Below are 17,739 nucleotides of genomic sequence, written 5' to 3'. Positions count from 1 at the left end.
ACGAGACCGGTGCCCGGGGTGCGGCTGCCCGAACGGGGTGCGGCTGCTCTCCGGCACCGGCTTTTTCGCATCAGCAACCGATGAACCCGCGTTACATACGCCTTGCCGCCGGTAACAGGTAGGAACGTGAGCGCCGACGTAGAGTCGAGACAGTTCGCAGCACAGACCGGGCGGGGCGGCTTCCATCGCGGAGGCATGGAGAGGCGGCTCTGCAGAGGAGGGGGATATGGAAACAACCACCACGCCTGCGCTGCAATTGAGCGGGCTGTACAAGCGATTCGGTGGGCCGTGGGTGGTCGACGGGGTGAGTGTGGTGGTGCCGCCCGGGTCGTTCTTCGGGCTGGTGGGGCCCAACGGCGCCGGTAAGACCACCACGTTGTCGATGGCGGTCGGGTTGTTGCGGCCGGATGCGGGGCAGGCGCAGATCTTCGGCGCCGATGTGTGGGCGGATCCGGTGCGGGCCAAGACGATCGTCGGCGTGCTGCCGGACGGTCTGGCCGTGCCGGAGCGGCTCACCGGACGCGAATTGCTCACCTACACCGGGCTTTTGCGCGGGCTGCCGCCGGGCACGGTGGCCGAGCGCGCGCAGGAATTGCTCTCGGTGCTGGAGCTGATCGAGGCGGAACACACTCTGGTCGTGGACTATTCGGCCGGTATGCGCAAGAAGATCGGACTCGCCACCGCACTGTTGCACGGGCCCAAACTGCTGGTGCTCGACGAACCGTTCGAGGCGGTGGATCCGGTGTCGGCCAGTACTATTCGCACGATTCTGCAGCGGTTCGTCACCGCCGGCGGATCGGTGGTGCTGTCCAGTCATGTGATGGCGCTGGTGGAGAATCTGTGCGATCACCTCGCCGTCATCGACAAGGGACGGGTGGTCGCCGCCGGATCGGTCGCCGAGGTGCGAGGTGAGGGCAGTCTCGAGGAGGCGTTCGTCCGCCTGGTCGGCGGTCGCATCGGCGGAGACGAGGGGCTGTCGTGGTTGGCGTCCTGATCCGGATGCGCTGGCGGCTGACCGTCCGCGCGATGACCAGCGGCCGGGCCGCGGTCGGCTTCTGGATCGGTCTGTTCTTCGGCCTCGTCGCGGCCGTCGGCACGGCCGTGCTGATGGCCACCGCCGGGCACGGCTGGGAGCCGCGGGCCGCGATCAATGTGGCCGCCACCCTGTACGCCGTGTGGACACTCGGCTGGCTGGCCGGCCCCATCCTCACCGGCAGCAGCGACGAAACCCTGCAGCCCGAACATTTCCGGCTGCTGCCGCTGAGCTACCGCCAGCTGTCGGTAGGGCTGGCGGCGGTGGCCTTCACCGGCCCGGCCGGAGCGGTGAATCTGATCGCCTTCGCCGGTCTGGCCGCCATCGGTATCCAATTGGGCGTCGTACCAACGGTGTTCGCCGTACTCGGCATGTGTCTGCAGCTCGTCTTCGTGGTGCTGTTGTCCCGCGCACTGCTCGCCTGGATCGGTGCCGCGATGCGGTCGCGGCGCGGTCGCGATCTGGGGGTGGTCCTCGCCGCTCTGACCGGACTCGCCTATTACCCGCTGCAACTACTGATGTCCTATCTGGGCCCGCGCCTCGAGCATGTGTCGCCTGCCCTGGGCGCGACCTTGCGGATCCTGCCCTCGGGGTGGGCGCCCTATGCGGTGCAGGCCGCCGACGAGGGCCGCTGGTGGTTCGGTGTAGCGGCACTGGCCGGACTCGCCGCGGTGTCGGCGCTGCTGTGGCAGGCGTGGGCGGTGCTGCTGCGCCGGCGCCTCACCACGACCGCGGCTGCGGCCGGACCCGTTCGCGCACAGGCGGGTTCGGGCCGGCTGGAGCGGATGATCCGCCCGACTCCCGTCGGCGCGGTCGTCCTCAAGGAGTTGCGCACCTGGTGGCGCGACGGCCGCCGGCGAGCGGCACTGTTGCCGCTGATGCTCATCGGTGTGGTGCTGCCGATCTTCCTCGGCCTGCAGAACGGCGGTGCCAGTGTGCCGTTCGCGGGGGTCTTCGTGGTGTGGCTGGCCGCGATGGCCAGCGCGAACATGTACGCCTTCGACGGCACGGCACTGTGGCACACCCTGGTGATTCCGGGTGCGGTGCGTGCCGATGTCCGGGGCCGCATCATCGCTTGGCTGGTGCTGGTCGCTCCGTTGGCGGTGGTACTCACCCTCGTGCTGCCCGGTGCGGTCGGCGCGGCGCGGTGGTATCCGTGGGTGGTGGCGATGCTGCCGGTGGTCCTCGGTGTCGGCGTCGCGGCCGCGATGCTGTTGTCGGTCTACGCCGCGTATCCCCTTCCGCAGCAACGCGGTAACCCGCTCGCCGGCAACAGCGGAAATCCCGGCTGTGCGCGCGCACTCGTACAACTCGCGGTCGCCTTCGGCCAGCTGATCATCGGTCTGCCGGTGCTGGGTCTTCTCGTCCTCGGCACCTACCTCGGCGACGCGCTCGTCGAATGGGGTGCGTTTCCGGTGGGCCTGGCACTGGGCCTCGGCGCAGCCGTTCTGGGTGCGCACCTCGCCACCCGGCGCATCGAATCCCATGGACCGGAACTGCTCGCCGAAGTGAAGCCGCGGTGATCCCGGCGTGCGTGATCTGACGATATCGGCCGCGCCCCTGACCCTTCCGGCCGTCGGTATCGACCGTGCCGGATTCCCGGCGTTCCATTCCAGCAGGCCGCAATCGCGACCGGATGCTCGCGCTGGAAGGAACGACGATGACCGAGTACGTGGAACTCGAACACGGACGGCTCGCCTGCGATGTGGTCGGGGACGGACCGCTGGTGGTGCTCTCGCACGGCATGGGCACTGTGCGCCAGGACTTCCGCCTTCTGGTCGGGCCGCTGGCCGCGGCGGGATACCGGGTGGTCAACGTGGATATGCGGGGGCACGGCGAATCCAGTGCGGATTGGCCGTCGGCGACCGGGAAGGCCGCCATCAGCCGCGCCGATGTGGCGGAGGACCTGCTGGGAGTGATCCGGCACTTCGGCGGCCCGGCGGTGATCGTCGGGCACTCGCTGTCGGGCGGGTCGGCCACCATCGCCGCGGCCCGGGCTCCGGAACTGGTGAGCGGGATCGTCGAGATCGGCCCCTTCACCCGTACCCAGCGGCTGCACGTCGGCGCTCTGCTCGTCAGCCGCCGATACCGTCGGGGCATGGTCCGCCTCGCCCTCACCACGATGCTGAAATCGATGCCGTGGTGGCGGCGTTATCTGGACGTCGCGTATCCGACCAGGCCCGCCGACTACGACCACTACCTCGCCGACCTCGAGAGCATGCTGCGGCGGCCCGGCCGGTGGGCGGAATTCATGAAGACCGGACGGACCACTCCCGCCGACGCGCATGCCCGTTTGACGGACGTCCGCTGTCCCGCACTGGTGATCATGGGTACGGCCGATCCGGATTTCGCCGATCCCGAGGCCGAGGCGCATGCGATCGTGGCCGCGCTGCCGGACGGGGTGGGCCGCGTCGAGATGATCGAGAACGGCGGACACTACCCACACGCGCAATTGCCGGAAGCTGTCGCGGCAGCGATCATTCCGTTTCTCGGTCGGTGTGCGGTGCGGGGCCGGAGTGCCGAGGTACGGCGCGCCGGGTGATGTGCGTGCCCTGGTGCGGGATCGCCCGATGCGCGGGGGAGTCGGGCGAGCCCCGCCACGGTTGGCCGTCGGCCGTGGCGGCCGCTCCTCCCGGCTGCGATGATGGCGAAATGCCCGCGTCGCGCACCATCGTCTTCGTCGCCTACGAGGGCATGCAACTGGTCGAATTGGCCGGGCCGATGGATGTTTTCGGGGCCGTCAACACGATGGGCGGGGAGACCGCCTACCGCCTCGTCACGGCCTCGCCGCACGGCCGGTCGATCGAGGCCGACGGCGGCCTGACCATCGGGGTCGGAACATCGCTGCACGATCTGGCCTCCTCCACCGCCGAGATCGACACGCTGATGGTCGTCGGCGGCATGGTCTCGGGACCGGTGTCCGCGGAGGTGGTCCGCGAATTACCCGCTCTCGCACGCAGATCCCGTCGCATCACCTCGGTGTGTTCCGGCGCGCTGCTGTTGGCCGCCGCGGGCCTGCTCGACGGCTACCGAGCCACGACCCACTGGGGTTCGGCCGATCTCCTGGCCCGCTCGTACCCGCGCGTCGTCGTCGAGCCCGACCGTATCTACGTGCACGACCGCAACCGCTGGACCTCGGCGGGTGTCTCCGCCGGCATCGATCTCGCGCTGGCTCTCGTAGAGGACGACCACGGCCGCGAAATGGCCCAACAGGTCGCCCGCGCCTTCGTCGTCTTCACCCGGCGCTCCGGCGGGCAGACGCAATTCAGCGCCCAGCTGCGCACGCAGCCGGCTCGTACGCCCGCGATCCGCGCCGTCCAGCACTGGCTGCCCGATCACCTCGGCGACGATCTGGCGGTGTCCGCTCTGGCTCGGCGCGCCGGCATGAGCGAACGTCATTTCGCCCGTGCCTTCCGAGCCGAAACCGGAAGTACCCCAGCGGCGTTCGTCGCGGAACTGCGCCTGGAAGCAGCTCGTCGGCTCCTGGAGTCCTCCGAACTCACCGTCACCGCCATTGCCCGCGTGGTCGGTTACCGCCACGGCGAGACCCTGCACCGAGCCTTCGTCCGCCGCCTCGCCACCACGCCCGAGGCCTATCGCCGGCAGTGCGCCGAGGCCGGTCTCGGCACCGTTGCGGCAGAGCCGGCCGTCAGCGCAGCCCAGGAATCCGCATCGTCTCCGCCATGATGCGGGCGCCCTCGTCGTTGAGGTGTAGTCCGTCGCCGCTGTCGAGATCAGGGCGGATGAACTCGGGCCGCTCCGGATCCGCCACGGCGGCCGCCACATCGAACACGGCGTCGAAAACCGTTGTGGTCCGCAGCCATTCGTTGACGACGTCGCGCACCGGAAGCGCCGGAGCCACGTTCACCTCTGGATAGATCACCCCGGCGAAGGGCCCGATCGTGTTGGCATAGACCGGCAGTCCGGCGGCGTGTGCCCGCGCGGCGAGTTCGGTGTAGCCGGCGATCAGATCGTCGGCCGCGGCCACCTCGCCCAGCCCGAGATCGTTGATACCGAGATTGACCACCACGTGGGTGACGCCCGGCACCGCGAGCACATCGCGGTCGAACCGGGCCAGGGCGTGTTCGCCGACCTCGTCGGTGAGCAACTGGTTGCCGCCGATGCCCTGATTGACCACCCAGCCGCGGTTCAGCAGCGAATTCAGCGCGTCCACCGAGCGGTGATTCGCGCCCACCGTGGTACCGGCGCCGTCGAACCAGGAGTCACCGAACGCCACCACCACGGGAGTGTCCGCGTCGGCCAGTACGTCGACGCCCGTCACGAAGAAGCGCGAGGCGACTTCCTCGACCTCCGACAGGTCCGGATCGGCGGTGTGATCACCGGCGACCACGGCGGCGATCTCCATCGGCTGATGGGAGAAGGTCGCGAGTCCGGTCGGCCCGGGCAGATACAGGCTCAGCAGGAGATCGTCGCCGCCGTTCACCGCGAGATCGACGGCGTCGCTGACTATTTCGCCACCTGCCGGAATGCGCACCCGGTCCGTTCCGTCGAAACGCAGCACGGTATCGGTCTCGGCGACAGCCGCGAACCCGGTCTTGCGCAAGACGATTCGAGCGGCACCGATCTCCAGCGCGTCGCGCCCGTACCGATTGCTCAATCGCACCCGAAGCTGCCGCCCGCCGCCGGCCATGTGCAGCACCTGGCGCACGGTCCGATCGGTGAACCCCCGGGGTTCGGTCAACTGGAACTGCTCGTAGGGGCTGATGATCGCGGAGCGGAATCCGGCGAGCCAGGTGCTGGTCATGACATCTCCATTTAGTTGCTGTGAGGAATATCCCCGCAGCAATAATATGGAAGATATTCCTCATGTCAACTATCCGCACAGCAACTGTGCGTTAGGCTGACCGCATGGAGCACACGCACGACGCCGACGTCTTCGACGACCCGCGCCTCTCCGACATCGGCATGCTGTTCGAGGCGACGAGCGGCATCCGCCGCAAACTCGAACCGACCTGGTCGGCGCACGGGCTGTCGGTGCTGGACTTCACGGCGCTCATGCGTCTGAGCCGCTCGCCCGGCCGCCGGCTCCGGATGACCGATCTGGCCGATCAGGCCCAGCTGTCGACCAGCGGTGTCACCCGCCTGGTGGATCGGCTCGAACGCAACGGTTTCGCCCGCCGCCAATCCGATCCGAAAGATCGCCGCAGCTCCTACGCCGCCCTCACCGCCGCCGGTGCGACGCGCCTGGCGAAGGTGCTGCCGGAATATCTGAAGATCCTCGACACCTGGTTCTACGGTCAGCTCACCCCGGAGCAGTGCGAGGCGCTGATCAGCGGTCTGCGGATCATCCGCGACGCCACCTTCCCCGAGGCGGGCCGGCTCTCCGACTGATCCGGTAGCCGAACGCTCGCGTTCACCGCACGGTCCGGTATCGCCCGGTCCCTATTGCCGAGATTCGCCCGGTTCGGCTCGTAGACTCGACCGATACGAGTTACTTCCCAGCGACATCGGTCGACGACGGGAGCGGCGCATGGCTGATCACGTTCGAACAGACGCTGAGCTCGGTTCGCCACCCACCGGTGCCAGACAGTGGTACGCCCTCGCGGTCCTCGCGCTGGGACTTGCGATGGTGACGCTGGACGGCACCGTCGTCGGTGTCTCGCTGCCGGCGATCATCGGTGATCTGGGACTCGATTTCACCCAGGCCCAGTGGGTTTTCTGTGTGTATTCGGTGGTGCTCGCGGTCCTGTTGATCACCGCCGGCCGGATCGGCGACCGCTTCGGCCGTCGCGCCCTCTTCGCGCTCGGAGTGCTGATCTTCGTCGGTGGCAGCCTGTTGTCCGCCTCCGCGGATACGGCGAGCCCGCTCATCTGGGGACGGCTCGTGCAGGGCATCGGCGGTGCGGCGGTCGTGGCGGGATCCTTGGGTACGGTAGCCGCGGTGTTCCACGGCCGGGCACGCGTGATCGCCTTCACCGCGTGGGTGGTGGCCCCGGCCGCCGCGGCGGTCGTCGGCGCGGCACTCGGCGGATGGTTCGTCGACTCCTTCACCTGGCCGTGGATCTTCCTGATCAACGTGCCGATCGCGGTGGTCGTACTGATCGGGACCGTGCTCGTGCCCGAAACCCGCATCGGCGCCGCGGCCACCGGACCGGATGTGGACGGATGGCTGCTCAGTACCGCCGGGTTCGCGCTGGTGATCTTCGCCCTCATCGAGGGGCAGCGCTACGGCTGGCTGCGGCCGCGGCGGGAGTTCACCGTATTCGGCGTGACCTGGTCGACCCAATCGGCGAGCTCGCCCATACCGTTCGTACTCGGCGTGGGGGTACTGCTGCTGGTGCTGTTCGTCTTCTGGGAGCGACATCGGGTGAAGGTGGAACATGCCGCGCTGATGGACTTCTCGCAGCTGCGCGATCCGCGGCACTGGGGTGACGGCGCCGCCCTGCTGATCGCGGCGGCACAGTTCGGACTGCTCTTCGTGCTGCCGCTGTACCTGGTGAACTGTCTCGGATTGTCCACGCTGCGAACGGGTTCGATCCTCGTGGTGCTGACCGGATGCGCGCTCATCTCGGCGGTGCTGACCGCCGGACCACTGCGAGCGGTGCCTCCGCTGTGGCTGGTGCGGATCGGCCTGGCGATCGCGTTGCTCGCGATGGCGGTGACCGCGCTGGCGTTGACCTCGACGATTCCGGCGTGGGTGCCGACCGTGCTACTGGCCTGCTACGGAATCGGTCTCGGCCTGGCCGCCGCCCCGCTGACGGCGAATATGCGCACCGGCGCGGGCGCCATGGCGTCGGATCCGGGATCGATCACCGCGGCCGCGGCCCGGCCCGCCGGTGCCGCGCTGGGTGTGGCGGTTCTCGGCAGTACCCTCTCGATCGGTCTCGGCCACTTCCTGCCCGACCGGTTGAGCTACGTCCCGGGGCTGGCCACCCGCGCCGCCGGCGCCGTGGGGGCGGCCACCCGCGATTCGGCGGGCGGCGCGATCGTCGGACTGCGTGCCCAGCACGCACCGGCCGCGGTCACCGACGCGCTGGCCAACGGATTCGCCGACGCGACTCGCGTGGCCCTGCTCGGTGTCGCGGTCGTGCTGCTTCTGGCGTTCGTGGTGGCCACGCGCATTCCGTCCGACGCCGAACGGTTCGACGCCGCGCGGATCGATGGCGAACCGCCCGGTGCCGTCGCTCGCGACCAAGACCTCGAGCGACCGGACGCGACGGGTCCGAACATCGGTGGCGAGGGCGCCGCGCCGGCCGAACGCGGCGAGGCGACCTAGCGATCACCAGTCGATCAGGTCGAGTTCGTGCAGGCGCCGGAAGACCAGCATCGATCCGGGCGCGACATGCGGCATGGCCGCGTACTCGCCGACGGTGAAATAGCGCAGTTCGGCGATCTCACTCGTCGGCGTCGGTTCGCCGGTGAGGTCGGCGGTGAAGCAGGTCATGTGCAGCGCGGTACCAGGGGCGTGCCCGTACGCCTCACATTCGAAGACGCCGAGCTCGTCGTGGGCCGCCACGTCGACACCCAGTTCCTCGCGCACCTCGCGGTACAACGCCTGCACCGGTGATTCGCCGGGGTCGATCTTCCCGCCCGCCATGTAGAACACCTCTTTGCCGGTCGATCGTGTCTGCAGCAGACGGCGATTCCGGATGTGGGCGAGCGCGGCGGTGCGAATCATGGAGGGAGCCTTCACGATACGGTCGGTACGGGCGGGCGCGGAGCTCACTGGGCGGCCGGTGCGAGCTTCCAGTGTTCGTGCAGGGCCGAGGCGATCTCGGGCAGCAGGGTGACCGGTATCCGCTGCTCGCGCAGGATCCGGCGAATCTCGGCGACCTGTTCGCGCTTGCGGTGTTCGTAGGCATTGGACACCGGATGCCGCACCGGCGGAATGCTGAGCAGGACCAGCTCGTCGTGCGGTTCGTCGCCACCGGTCAGATCCAGCGCGAGCGACCAGCGGGCCCGCTCGTCGAGGGCGAACCGGCCCGCCACCACGCGGTCCCACTCCAGCCGCGATTCGCCCCACGGGGTGCGCCGATAGATCGCGCGGTCGGTCAGAACGACGACATCGCGACCGAACAGCGCCACCAGCAGCGCGATACCCGCCACCGCCCCGGCCAGCAGCCCGGTGAAGATCCGGTTCACTCCGAACAGGACCACCACGGCAGCGCAGATCACCAGTACCGACAGCACGGCGAGCGCGCTGTAGGTGAGGGTGCGGCGGCCGGTGACGACACCGGCCCGCACCGCACGAATCGGCCCGCGGGACCGGCGGGAGGTATCGGGTCCGGAAACCGGCGGGACGTCGTCGCTCATGGTGACACCTCGAAAGATCGTTCGCGCCGTGCTCAGCCGCGCAGCGGGACCGCGGCCTCGGCGGTGTAGACCAGGAAGGTCAGGCTTTCCTGGAAGTACAGCTGCACGCTCTCCGCGTCGTGGGACAGGTAGCCGATCGACAGATCCTGCCCCAGTTGCAGATCGAAGTCGCCGCCGCGGGTGGTCAGCACGAAGGCGCCGTCGATGGCGGGCGCCCAGATGATCTCGCCCTCGGGGATCAGCCGCTCGATATGCGTGCGGATCGGGTGGCCGTGGTCGGAGGTCTCGCTCACGGCGGTGTACAGATCGGCGCTCAGCAGCACCGAATACGGCCCGTCGACACCGGCCAGCCGCAACTTGCTCAGTGCCTGGGCGATCGCCTCGGGGATGAGGCGCGGATCGCCCGGCGCGGTGACGGGAGTGTTGGACACGGCCGCCCGGATGCCGGTGATCCCGGCGGCGGGGTAGCCCTCGAAGACGGCGCGGTCCTCGGCGAACGCGATCTTGCGGGCGGCATCCTTCACCGGATCCAGATCGGCGTCCTCGGCGCCGCGCTCGACGTTGTCGAGCTCCTCACGCGAGAGCGTGAACGGCACCCGCAACTCGACCAGCGGCGCCACCAGGCGCTGGCGGGCCTGCACGCCCTGATCCGGTGCGTCGATGACGGTGGTGCGTCCCAATCCGACCGCGGAGTAGTCGGTGCCGTGCGGACCGGACAGGTCCACCACCCGGCGACCGGCGATATGACGCCGGAAGGTACGCGTCGCCTCCTCCTCGATGGCCGACCACGCCTCGGAGGTGATCGGCGCGAGTTCACGGTGCAGATTGTTCATTGCGGAATCCTTTTCAACGTGCCGATACCGAGAGAGCCGTCGCCGGAAGGCGCGGCCGCGGACAGCTCGGCGATACCGGCTGCCCCGAGTTCCAGGTCCTGTTCCGCATCCGCCTCCTGCTCGGGGGCGTCGGGAAGGTCGTCGAAGAAATCGTTGGCCGGGGTGAAGAACAGCGTGCCGGTGATCGCGGTGGAGAAATCGAGAATCCGGTCGTACGGCGCTTCGTCGGTGCCGAGGAACATGCGCACCAGCATCCGCTCGGTGACATCCGGGGTGGCCGCGTAAGCGATGTAGTACGTGCCGAATTCGCCCTCGCGGACACTGCCGAAGGGCATGTTGGCGCGCAGGATCTGGCGTTCGGTCCCGTCCGGATCGATCAGGGTGTTGACCGCCACATGGGAATCCGCCGGCTTGTCCTCGTCGGACAGTTCCAGATCCTCGAGTTTGGTACGGCCGATGACGAGCTGCTGCTCCTCGACGGTCAGCGAACTCCACGCCTCCAGATCGTGCAGATACTTCTGCACGACGACATAACTTCCGCCGGCGAAGTCGGGATCCTCGTCACCGATCAGCGCCGCGGCGACCGCGGCGGGACCCTCGGGATTCTCGGTGCCGTCGACGAAGCCGAGCAGATCGCGCTGTTCGAAATAGCGGAATCCGACCGTCTCGTCGATGATCGTGGCCGCACCCTTCAACCGGGAACCGATCAGCATCGCCAATTCGAAACAGGCGTCCGGCAATTCGCCCTTGATGTGAAACAGCAGATCGCCCGGCGTGGCCGGGGCCTGATGCTTCGGCCCGGCGTAGCCTGGAAATTCGTGCAGTTCAGCGGGTTTCGGACCGGCGAACAGCCGATCCCAGGCGGCGGAACCGATACTCGTCACGCAGGACAGCTGCGTCTGCGGCACCCGGAATCCGATCGAGCGCCGCAGTCCCGCCAGATCGGCGAGAAGATCGCGCACCACCGGCTCACCGCCCTCGTCGATGGTCGCGACGAGGAAGATCGCGGCGCGCGAGAGCGGATCGAGGATCGGCTGCGGCTCACCCATGATCAACAGGGTACGGTGCCCGCCCGACAGCGCGTGCGGACGGCCCGGCCCGGCGAGACCGGCCTCACTTCGCGACGGTCAGCAGGAATACCGCGTCGTCGATCGCTTTCACACTGTGCCGGGCCGAGGGAATGACCAGCAGATCGCCGGGCGATCCCTTCCACTCGTTGGTGCCGCAGATCAGAATCAGGGTTCCGGTCAGAACCTGCAGGGTGGCTTCACCGTGGGTTTCGTGCTCGGCCAGGCTCTGGCCGGCGGTCAGCGCGATCAGGGTCTGGCGCAGGCTGTGGGTGTGGCCGCCGTAGAGGGTTTGCGAACTGCGTCCGCTCGTGGCGGACGCGGCCAGCTTCAGCTGCTGGCGTGCCGCCGCCGTCAGCGATTTCTTGTCCATGATCTGCCTCTCGCGGTTCAGCCGGGATCGGGGCTGTGGTCACAGGCTGGATATCGCTGAGTATGCCGGACCCACCTCGCCCGGTCGGGCGTTTCGCCGATGCGATTCGGGTTCGAGACCTGCCGGGCCCGTTCAGCCGACGGTCGCCGGGGCGGTGTCGCGGGCGAAGCGCCGGATCCGGTAACGCAGACCCGAGCGCGACTGCGACCAGGGCGCGTCCTCCACCTGCCACTCGCCCTCGATCGCGGGCGCGTAGGCGTCGCCGGGGATATCGGTGTCGACTTCGGTGACCATCAGGTCGGTCGCGTAATCCATTGCCTGCCGGTAGATTTCGCCGCCACCGATGATCCACACGGTCTCCGCGGCGGCCAGTGCGATGGCGCCGGCCACCGAATCGGCGCGTTCGGCGCCCGGCGCGGACCACTGCGATTGCCGCGTGATGACGATATTGCGCCGTCCGGGCAGCGGCCGGAAGCGCGCGGGCAGCGAATCCCAGGTGCGCCGGCCCATCAGCACCGGATGATCGCCGGTGACCGTTTTGAAATGCGCGATATCCTCGGGCACTCGCCACGGGATGGCGTTGTCGGCGCCGATCACGCCGGCCGGGGTCTGCGCCCAGATCAACCCGATGCGGCTCATACCGCCACCGGCGCCTTGATCGCCGGATGATGGCGGTAGTCGAGCACCTCCACATCCTCGTAGGTGTAGTCGAACAGGCTCGGCGCGGGCCGCAGATGCAACCGGGGGAACGGATACGGTTCGCGGCTCAGCTGTTCGCGGACCTGGGTCAGATGGTTGTCGTAGATGTGGCAGTCGCCGCCGGTCCAGATGAAATCGCCGGGCTCCAATTCCGTCTGCTGCGCGACCATATGGGTGAGCAGGGCGTAGCTCGCGATATTGAACGGCACCCCGAGGAACAGGTCGGCGCTGCGCTGATAGAGCTGACAGGACAGTTTTCCGTCCGCCACGTGGAATTGGAAGAACGCGTGGCAGGGGGCCAGCGCCATCTTGTGCAGATCCGCCACATTCCAGGCCGAGACGATGATCCGGCGGGAATCCGGGTCGGTGCGCAGGGTCTGCAAAACCTGCGCTATCTGGTCGATATGGGTGCCGTCCGGCGTGGGCCAGCTGCGCCACTGGACCCCGTAGACCGGGCCCAGTTCACCGTGCGCGTCGGCCCATTCGTCCCAGATCGTGACGCCGTGGTCGTGGAGCCAGCGGACATTGGAATCGCCGCGCAGGAACCACAGCAATTCGTAGACGATCGACTTCAGATGCACCTTTTTCGTGGTGATCAGCGGGAATCCGGCGGAGAGGTCGTAGCGCAGCTGATGTCCGAAAATCGAACGCGTACCCGTCCCGGTGCGGTCGGATTTCGGCGTACCGCGCTCGAGTACCAGCCGCAGCAGATCCTCGTACTGAGTGTCGTTTCCGGGCGCGCCGTCCATATCCGCAAGCCTAGCCTTCGGGCGACCACCGCCCTCATCGCCCGGTGGTCCGCTGGCTAGCCTGGGGCACCGTGCGCATGCTCTATGTGATCGGAATCGGCGCCGGTGATCCCCGGCAGGTGACCGTGCAGGCGGTCGAGGCGATTCGGCAGGTCGACACGTTCTTCGTCATCGGCAAGGGCGAGACCAAGCGGGAACTGACCGAGGTCCGCTCCGCGATCCTCGCCGGACATGCCGCTCCGGAGCATCGCGTGGTGTCCATCGCCGATCCGCCGCGTGAACGCACGGTCGAGGGCGCCGCCGATTACCGCGAGGTGGTCGAGGACTGGCATCGCCGCCGCGCCGAACTGCTGGCCGAGGCGTTCGACGCCACCGAGGGGGTCGGCGGCATCCTGGTCTGGGGTGATCCCTCGCTCTACGACAGCACGCTGCGGATGGTGCAGCGAGTGCTGGACGCGGGAACGCGATTCGAGTACACGGTGATCCCGGGGGTCACCAGCGCCCAGGCCCTGGCGGCGGCCCATCGCATCGTGCTGCACGAGATCGGCGAACCGGTGCACATCACCACCGGTCGCCGCCTGCGCACCGAGGGCGTGGCGGCCGACGGCTCGACGCTGGTGATGCTCGACGGCGAGTGTTCGTTCACGCAGGTGCCCGGCGACGATCTGCACATCTGGTGGGGCGCCTACCTGGGGATGCCGGACGAGACGTTGATCGAGGGTCCGCTGCGTGCGGTCGAGGATCGAATCGTCCGGCGCCGCAACGAACTTCGGGAAGCCAAAGGGTGGGTGATGGACATATATCTCTTGCGCAGAGCCGATTAGCGGACGTTCGTGCCGCGGATATGTCCGAAATAGCCCCAAAATTGCTGTGGAATAAATCGATACGAATGTGATCCAGACCACCGGCCGGTTCGAATCACTGTCATTCGATCGGAATCCGACTGGAGGTTTTCATGGCAGGGCAGCATTCGGCGGCATCGGGGCAGTGGTGCCGGCGCGTTGGTTCCTCACTCGTCATCGGCGCGTTGCCACTGACCGTGGCGCTGTGGCAGACGGGTGTCGCGGGGGCGGCCGCGCCGACCGCCGATTCGGGTGTGGCGCCGGCCGCCGGGATGCTGCCGGACGCCGGGACCGTCGCCGCCGGCGCGGCGGATGCCGTGGCACGCGTGGTCGCGCAGGCCAACCCGTGGCAGTTCCAGCCGAGTGCCGCGACCGATCCGGCCGTACCGCCCTTCGCCGCGCCGGTCGCCGATGCCGAACCGAATACCTCCGCCGAAGCGCCGGCCGCCGCGCCCGCCCCGGGCGCCGTGTCGGCGAACCGCAACGCCGCCAACAGCACTCGGGCGGTCCCCGATCTCACCGCGCCGGCCATGGTGAATCCGGGCGCACTGCATCTGCCCGACCTCGCCCATCCGGCCCCGCCGGTGGCGCCGATCAAGGCCCCCGACGGCACCATCCGGATCGGTTCGGTCGTCACGCCCCGGCCCGATTTCATCGATCCGCAGCTCACCGCGCAGATCAACGACTCGGCCGCGCAGACCGAGGCGGGGCTGGCGCAGACGCTGGACTCGGCCGGATTCGAGCCGTCGCGCTCCGACCGCATCGCCGCGGACACCCTCGGCGGCGCGGTGATCGGGTCCAGCGTGGGCAATATCGTCAGCAGCCCGATCGCGAGCACCAGCGCGGTCGTCGGCGCGGTCGCCGGTTTCATCGCCGGGATCCCGTTCCTGCCCGCAGGCCTGGTGGTCATGCCGGTCGTCGGCGCTGCCATCGGTTACGCGGTGATCGCGGCGCCGGCCGCTGCCGCGGGTGCCGCGATCGGGGCCGGAGTGGGCGCGATCGAGGGTGCGGTCGCCCCCGGTGTGGCCACACCGCCGCAGGCCGCTCCCGCTCAGATGTGATCCGAATCGCGTTCCGCTGTGATTCGCGCGTTCCGTGATGCCGACGGCCGTGTTCTCCCGGTGGGAACGCGGCCGTTCGCGTCGGCCAGGCCGGCGGCCGTCGCGCGAATGCGGCCGGTTGTCGGTGGGCGCCGGTAGGCTGCGGGAATGCCCGAGTTGCCGGAGATCATGGCGCTCGAACAGTTTCTGGTCGAGCATGCCGTCGGCGCGGTTGTCGGGCGGGTCGACGTCGCGGCGCTGAGTGTGCTCAAGACATTCGATCCGCCGGTGACCGCGCTGTCCGGGCGTGACGTCACGGGCGCCGGGCATTGGGGTAAGCATCTGGGTCTCGACTGCGACGGGCTGTGGCTGATCACGCATCTGTCCCGCGGCGGCTGGCTGCGCTGGATCGACGAACCCGGTGCCGCGCCGCCGAAACCGGGGAAAGGCCCACTGGCGCTGCGGGTCCACTTCTTCACCCCCGAGGGCGCGACGCCCGCCTTCGATCTCACCGAGGCCGGAACGAAGAAGCGGCTCGCGGTCTGGATCACCGAGGACCCACAGTCGGTGCCCGGGATCGCCCGTCTCGGCCCCGACGCGCTCGAGATCTCCGAGGACCACTTCGCCGAACTCCTCGCCGGCACCTCGCAGCGATTGAAGACCGTATTGGCCGATCAGACCGTGCTGGCCGGCATCGGCAACGCCTACTCCGACGAGATCCTGCACGCCGCCCGGCTCTCGCCCTTCGCCACCGCGTCCACACTCGGCGCGGACAAGGTCGCCGAGCTGTACCGGGCGATGCGCGGCATCCTCACCGACGCGATCACCCGCTCCGTCGGTCAGGACGCGGCGCGGCTCAAGGGGGAGAAGCGGTCGGGCATGCAGGTGCACGCGCGGACCGGACTGCCGTGCCCGGTCTGCGGTGACACCGTGCGCGAGGTCGCCTACGCCGATAAATCGTTCCAGTACTGCCCGACCTGCCAGACCGGCGGCAAGATCCTCGCCGATCGGCGTATGTCCCGGCTGCTCAAGTAGTTCAGACCAGGGCCGGAACCCGGACTCCGTGCCACGCGAGCCGTTTCGCGCGATCCGGATCGACCTCCACCCGCGCCGGGCTGTCGATGATGCGGGTGCTGCGGCGCTGCTCGGTGTACTGCGGCCAGGACGGCAGCGGCTCGCCCTTGCGGGCGAACGACAGCCAGTTGTCCTGGAATTCGCGCTGCACCGCGAGGAAGTCCCGATATCCGCCCGCCGCGGTGAGGCCACGTCCGATGGGGCTGTCCACCCCGCCGAACACCGGAATCAGATCGAGGGCGTGGGTGGCGCCGAAGCCGGCCAACTGGACCGCGCGCGGAGCGTAGTCGAGCCGATAGGCGTAGGTCGGGGCGTGGCGGCTGTGGCCCTCGAGCACCTCCACAGTGGGACGCCAGAAGACGAAGTCACCGCCCATGCGCACGGCGGCCCGCCGTGACGGATAGCCGGGATAGGCTGCCACGACCCGCTTTTCGAGGTCGGCGTCGCCGCATCGCGACAGCGCCACGTGCAGTTGTCCGGGGGTGGTGGGCAGGCTGCGGTCCCAGCGTTTGAACAGGGTCGCTTCGTCGCGGTTGGTGCCGATGATCAGCGGAACGGCGTGGGCGCGCCCGGCGGCGATGGCATCGATCGGATCCATCGGCAGGAACTCGCCGTCGACGACCGGGGCGGCGGGGAAGCTGCCCGGCTGCCGCCACAGCACATCACCGATCGCGCGGTCGGCGGCCTTGCGGATGTCGTTCGCACCGGCGCTGCTCAGCGCCTCGGCCGCCTCTTGCGACGTGGCGCCCAGATTGTCGACGCCCAGATTTTCGACGCAGCGCCGGGCGAAGATCCGCGCCTCCTCGGCGGTCAGCGACCAGTCCGCCGGCGCGCTCTGCGCGATGCCCCGATGGAACAGCCCGGCCGCGGCCGGGGTGGCGAGGAGGCTGACCACCGCGTGCGCGCCGGCTGATTCGCCGAAGATGGTCACATTGTTCGGATCACCGCCGAAGGCCGCGATATTGCGCTGCACCCACCGCAGGGCCGCCACCTGGTCGCGCAGACCCAGATTGGATTCGAACGGCCGTGTCGCCGTGGAGAATTCACTGAAGTCGACGTAGCCGAAGGCGCCCAGCCGATAGTTGAACGACACGACGATCACATCGCCGCGCAATGCCAGGCGGGCGCCGGAGTACAGCCGCAGCGCCGAGGTGCCCAGCACATAACCGCCACCGTGGATGAACACCATGACCGGCCGGGGCGCGGTGGCCGGTTCCAGAGGCGCGGTGACGTTCAGGGTCAGGCAGTCCTCGCTCGTCGGCTGCGGGCCGCGCGGGCCGATGCGGGCGCCGTCGCGCTGCTGCATCGCGGCGAATCCGTATTCGGTGGCCATGCGCACCCCGGACCAGCTCTCGACGGGCTGCGGCGCGCGGAAACGAAGATCGCCGACGGGCGGTGCGGCGAAGGGAATCGAGCGCCACTGCGCGATGCGGCGCCGCCGGAGACCGCGGACAACGCCGTCGGCGGTCGTGATGTCAACCATTACCCGATGGTAACCGTTACTGCAGGTACCCTTCGACCTGCTTCACGGGGTTGGCCTGGGCTTCGTCGGGGTTGCCGCCCTGCTCGATGCGGGCCCGCCGCTGCCGCAGCAGATCCCAGCACTGATCGAGCATCACCTCGAGATCGGCCAGCTTGGCCCGCTCGGTCTCGGGATCGAGTTCCCCGCTGGTGGCCTTGGACCGCAGTTGATGCTCCTGCTTCACCAGGTCCTGGATATGGGCAAGGATGTCCTGTTCGGTCATGAGGCCATGG

Annotated in this window: 19 protein-coding genes; 9 read left to right on the top strand and 10 right to left on the bottom strand. The window is 68.8% G+C overall.

Translation table 11 applies throughout. From position 1 onward, the window contains the following. Positions 1-226 precede the first annotated feature (226 nt). From C8258_RS13515 to C8258_RS13500, 4 genes are all read left to right on the top strand, one after another. A complete protein-coding gene (locus tag C8258_RS13515) occupies positions 227-994 on the top strand; it encodes an ABC transporter ATP-binding protein (RefSeq protein WP_106955484.1) in 768 nt (255 codons plus the stop codon). Continuing rightward, entirely contained in the window at positions 979-2,556 is a 1,578-nt protein-coding gene (locus tag C8258_RS13510; protein ID WP_106955483.1) for a hypothetical protein, read from the top strand. The genes C8258_RS13515 and C8258_RS13510 overlap by 16 nt, the downstream gene beginning before the upstream one ends. 137 nt (positions 2,557-2,693) lie before the next feature. Beyond that, positions 2,694-3,575 carry an alpha/beta fold hydrolase gene (locus C8258_RS13505; RefSeq protein ID WP_106955513.1) on the top strand — a complete coding sequence of 294 codons (882 nt, stop codon included), beginning with the start codon at positions 2,694-2,696 and terminating at the stop codon, positions 3,573-3,575. Positions 3,576-3,685: 110 nt separating this feature from the next. Continuing rightward, positions 3,686-4,720, top strand: a complete 1,035-nt coding sequence (locus C8258_RS13500; RefSeq protein ID WP_106955482.1) for a GlxA family transcriptional regulator — start codon at positions 3,686-3,688, stop codon at positions 4,718-4,720. On the opposite strand, the gene C8258_RS13495 is transcribed toward C8258_RS13500, so the two are convergent. Continuing rightward, complete coding sequence (locus tag C8258_RS13495; RefSeq protein ID WP_106955481.1) at positions 4,683-5,798, bottom strand: GDSL-type esterase/lipase family protein; 1,116 nt, start codon at positions 5,796-5,798, stop codon at positions 4,683-4,685. The genes C8258_RS13500 and C8258_RS13495 overlap by 38 nt on opposite strands. A 104-nt stretch (positions 5,799-5,902) precedes the next feature. On the opposite strand from C8258_RS13495, the gene C8258_RS13490 reads away from it, so the two are divergent. Then, positions 5,903-6,385 (top strand): MarR family winged helix-turn-helix transcriptional regulator, encoded by a 483-nt coding sequence (locus C8258_RS13490; protein WP_106955480.1) that lies wholly within the window; start codon positions 5,903-5,905, stop codon positions 6,383-6,385. Between the two features lie 139 nt (positions 6,386-6,524). Then, the gene (locus tag C8258_RS13485; RefSeq protein WP_106955479.1) at positions 6,525-8,270 is read left to right on the top strand and encodes an MFS transporter; all 1,746 of its coding nucleotides are present in this window, start codon (positions 6,525-6,527) and stop codon (positions 8,268-8,270) included. A 3-nt stretch (positions 8,271-8,273) separates the two neighbouring features. Here C8258_RS13485 and C8258_RS13480 read toward each other — a convergent pair whose 3' ends face one another. The 7 genes from C8258_RS13480 to C8258_RS13450 all read right to left on the bottom strand — a co-directional run bounded on the left by C8258_RS13480 (position 8,274) and on the right by C8258_RS13450 (position 13,028). Beyond that, positions 8,274-8,672 carry an NUDIX domain-containing protein gene (locus C8258_RS13480; RefSeq protein WP_106955478.1) on the bottom strand — a complete coding sequence of 133 codons (399 nt, stop codon included), beginning with the start codon at positions 8,670-8,672 and terminating at the stop codon, positions 8,274-8,276. 44 nt (positions 8,673-8,716) lie between these two features. Continuing rightward, positions 8,717-9,307, bottom strand: coding sequence for a hypothetical protein (locus C8258_RS13475; RefSeq protein WP_233225068.1), 591 nt, complete (start codon positions 9,305-9,307; stop codon positions 8,717-8,719). A gap of 32 nt (positions 9,308-9,339) precedes the next feature. Then, positions 9,340-10,140 (bottom strand): family 1 encapsulin nanocompartment shell protein, encoded by an 801-nt coding sequence (locus tag C8258_RS13470; protein ID WP_106955477.1) that lies wholly within the window; start codon positions 10,138-10,140, stop codon positions 9,340-9,342. Next, positions 10,137-11,189: a Dyp-type peroxidase gene (locus C8258_RS13465; RefSeq protein WP_106955476.1), complete on the bottom strand. Its 1,053-nt coding sequence runs from the start codon at positions 11,187-11,189 to the stop codon at positions 10,137-10,139. The genes C8258_RS13470 and C8258_RS13465 overlap by 4 nt, the downstream gene beginning before the upstream one ends. A 64-nt stretch (positions 11,190-11,253) precedes the next feature. Beyond that, positions 11,254-11,580, bottom strand: coding sequence for a cupin domain-containing protein (locus C8258_RS13460; protein ID WP_030517171.1), 327 nt, complete (start codon positions 11,578-11,580; stop codon positions 11,254-11,256). Positions 11,581-11,712: 132 nt separating this feature from the next. Next, on the bottom strand, positions 11,713-12,219 hold the full coding sequence (locus tag C8258_RS13455; RefSeq protein ID WP_036505512.1) for a dihydrofolate reductase: 507 nt from the start codon (positions 12,217-12,219) through the stop codon (positions 11,713-11,715). Then, the gene (locus tag C8258_RS13450; RefSeq protein WP_106955475.1) at positions 12,216-13,028 is read right to left on the bottom strand and encodes a thymidylate synthase; all 813 of its coding nucleotides are present in this window, start codon (positions 13,026-13,028) and stop codon (positions 12,216-12,218) included. The genes C8258_RS13455 and C8258_RS13450 overlap by 4 nt, the downstream gene beginning before the upstream one ends. A 71-nt stretch (positions 13,029-13,099) precedes the next feature. Between C8258_RS13450 and cobF the strand changes: the two genes are divergently transcribed. The 3 genes from cobF to C8258_RS13435 all read left to right on the top strand — a co-directional run bounded on the left by cobF (position 13,100) and on the right by C8258_RS13435 (position 15,945). Further along, positions 13,100-13,852, top strand: coding sequence for a precorrin-6A synthase (deacetylating) (gene cobF, locus C8258_RS13445; RefSeq protein ID WP_106955511.1), 753 nt, complete (start codon positions 13,100-13,102; stop codon positions 13,850-13,852). Between the two features lie 131 nt (positions 13,853-13,983). Beyond that, the gene (locus tag C8258_RS32605) at positions 13,984-14,931 is read left to right on the top strand and encodes a hypothetical protein (protein WP_158271256.1); all 948 of its coding nucleotides are present in this window, start codon (positions 13,984-13,986) and stop codon (positions 14,929-14,931) included. Between the two features lie 147 nt (positions 14,932-15,078). Further along, the gene (locus C8258_RS13435; protein WP_036505509.1) at positions 15,079-15,945 is read left to right on the top strand and encodes an Fpg/Nei family DNA glycosylase; all 867 of its coding nucleotides are present in this window, start codon (positions 15,079-15,081) and stop codon (positions 15,943-15,945) included. A gap of 1 nt (position 15,946) precedes the next feature. Here the strand turns inward: C8258_RS13435 and C8258_RS13430 are convergent, their stop codons facing one another. Both C8258_RS13430 and C8258_RS13425 read right to left on the bottom strand, forming a co-directional pair. Then, positions 15,947-17,467 (bottom strand): carboxylesterase/lipase family protein, encoded by a 1,521-nt coding sequence (locus tag C8258_RS13430; RefSeq protein ID WP_106955473.1) that lies wholly within the window; start codon positions 17,465-17,467, stop codon positions 15,947-15,949. Positions 17,468-17,483: 16 nt separating this feature from the next. Continuing rightward, a complete protein-coding gene (locus C8258_RS13425) occupies positions 17,484-17,729 on the bottom strand; it encodes a DUF2630 family protein (protein ID WP_036505506.1) in 246 nt (81 codons plus the stop codon). Positions 17,730-17,739 lie beyond the last annotated feature (10 nt).

This window comes from Nocardia sp. MDA0666, assembly GCF_003023875.1.
In the GTDB taxonomy this organism is placed as follows: domain Bacteria; phylum Actinomycetota; class Actinomycetes; order Mycobacteriales; family Mycobacteriaceae; genus Nocardia; species Nocardia aobensis.
The sequence above is the reverse complement of the archived record's forward strand: the minus strand, read 5'-3'. Positions and strand labels throughout refer to the sequence as shown.

Excerpts from the sequence above, each read along its gene's own strand:
- C8258_RS13515 (WP_106955484.1), top strand. The coding sequence starts at position 227 with ATGGAAACAACCACCACGCCTGCGCTGCAATTGAGCGGGCTGTACAAG.
- C8258_RS13505 (WP_106955513.1), top strand. The coding sequence starts at position 2,694 with ATGACCGAGTACGTGGAACTCGAACACGGACGGCTCGCCTGCGATGTG.
- C8258_RS13500 (WP_106955482.1), top strand. The coding sequence starts at position 3,686 with ATGCCCGCGTCGCGCACCATCGTCTTCGTCGCCTACGAGGGCATGCAA.
- C8258_RS13495 (WP_106955481.1), bottom strand. The coding sequence starts at position 5,798 with ATGACCAGCACCTGGCTCGCCGGATTCCGCTCCGCGATCATCAGCCCC.
- C8258_RS13490 (WP_106955480.1), top strand. The coding sequence starts at position 5,903 with ATGGAGCACACGCACGACGCCGACGTCTTCGACGACCCGCGCCTCTCC.
- C8258_RS13485 (WP_106955479.1), top strand. The coding sequence starts at position 6,525 with ATGGCTGATCACGTTCGAACAGACGCTGAGCTCGGTTCGCCACCCACC.
- C8258_RS13480 (WP_106955478.1), bottom strand. The coding sequence starts at position 8,672 with ATGATTCGCACCGCCGCGCTCGCCCACATCCGGAATCGCCGTCTGCTG.
- C8258_RS13475 (WP_233225068.1), bottom strand. The coding sequence starts at position 9,307 with ATGAGCGACGACGTCCCGCCGGTTTCCGGACCCGATACCTCCCGCCGG.
- C8258_RS13470 (WP_106955477.1), bottom strand. The coding sequence starts at position 10,140 with ATGAACAATCTGCACCGTGAACTCGCGCCGATCACCTCCGAGGCGTGG.
- C8258_RS13465 (WP_106955476.1), bottom strand. The coding sequence starts at position 11,189 with ATGGGTGAGCCGCAGCCGATCCTCGATCCGCTCTCGCGCGCCGCGATC.
- C8258_RS13460 (WP_030517171.1), bottom strand. The coding sequence starts at position 11,580 with ATGGACAAGAAATCGCTGACGGCGGCGGCACGCCAGCAGCTGAAGCTG.
- C8258_RS13455 (WP_036505512.1), bottom strand. The coding sequence starts at position 12,219 with ATGAGCCGCATCGGGTTGATCTGGGCGCAGACCCCGGCCGGCGTGATC.
- C8258_RS13450 (WP_106955475.1), bottom strand. The coding sequence starts at position 13,028 with ATGGACGGCGCGCCCGGAAACGACACTCAGTACGAGGATCTGCTGCGG.
- C8258_RS32605 (WP_158271256.1), top strand. The coding sequence starts at position 13,984 with ATGGCAGGGCAGCATTCGGCGGCATCGGGGCAGTGGTGCCGGCGCGTT.
- C8258_RS13435 (WP_036505509.1), top strand. The coding sequence starts at position 15,079 with ATGCCCGAGTTGCCGGAGATCATGGCGCTCGAACAGTTTCTGGTCGAG.
- C8258_RS13430 (WP_106955473.1), bottom strand. The coding sequence starts at position 17,467 with ATGGTTGACATCACGACCGCCGACGGCGTTGTCCGCGGTCTCCGGCGG.
- C8258_RS13425 (WP_036505506.1), bottom strand. The coding sequence starts at position 17,729 with ATGACCGAACAGGACATCCTTGCCCATATCCAGGACCTGGTGAAGCAG.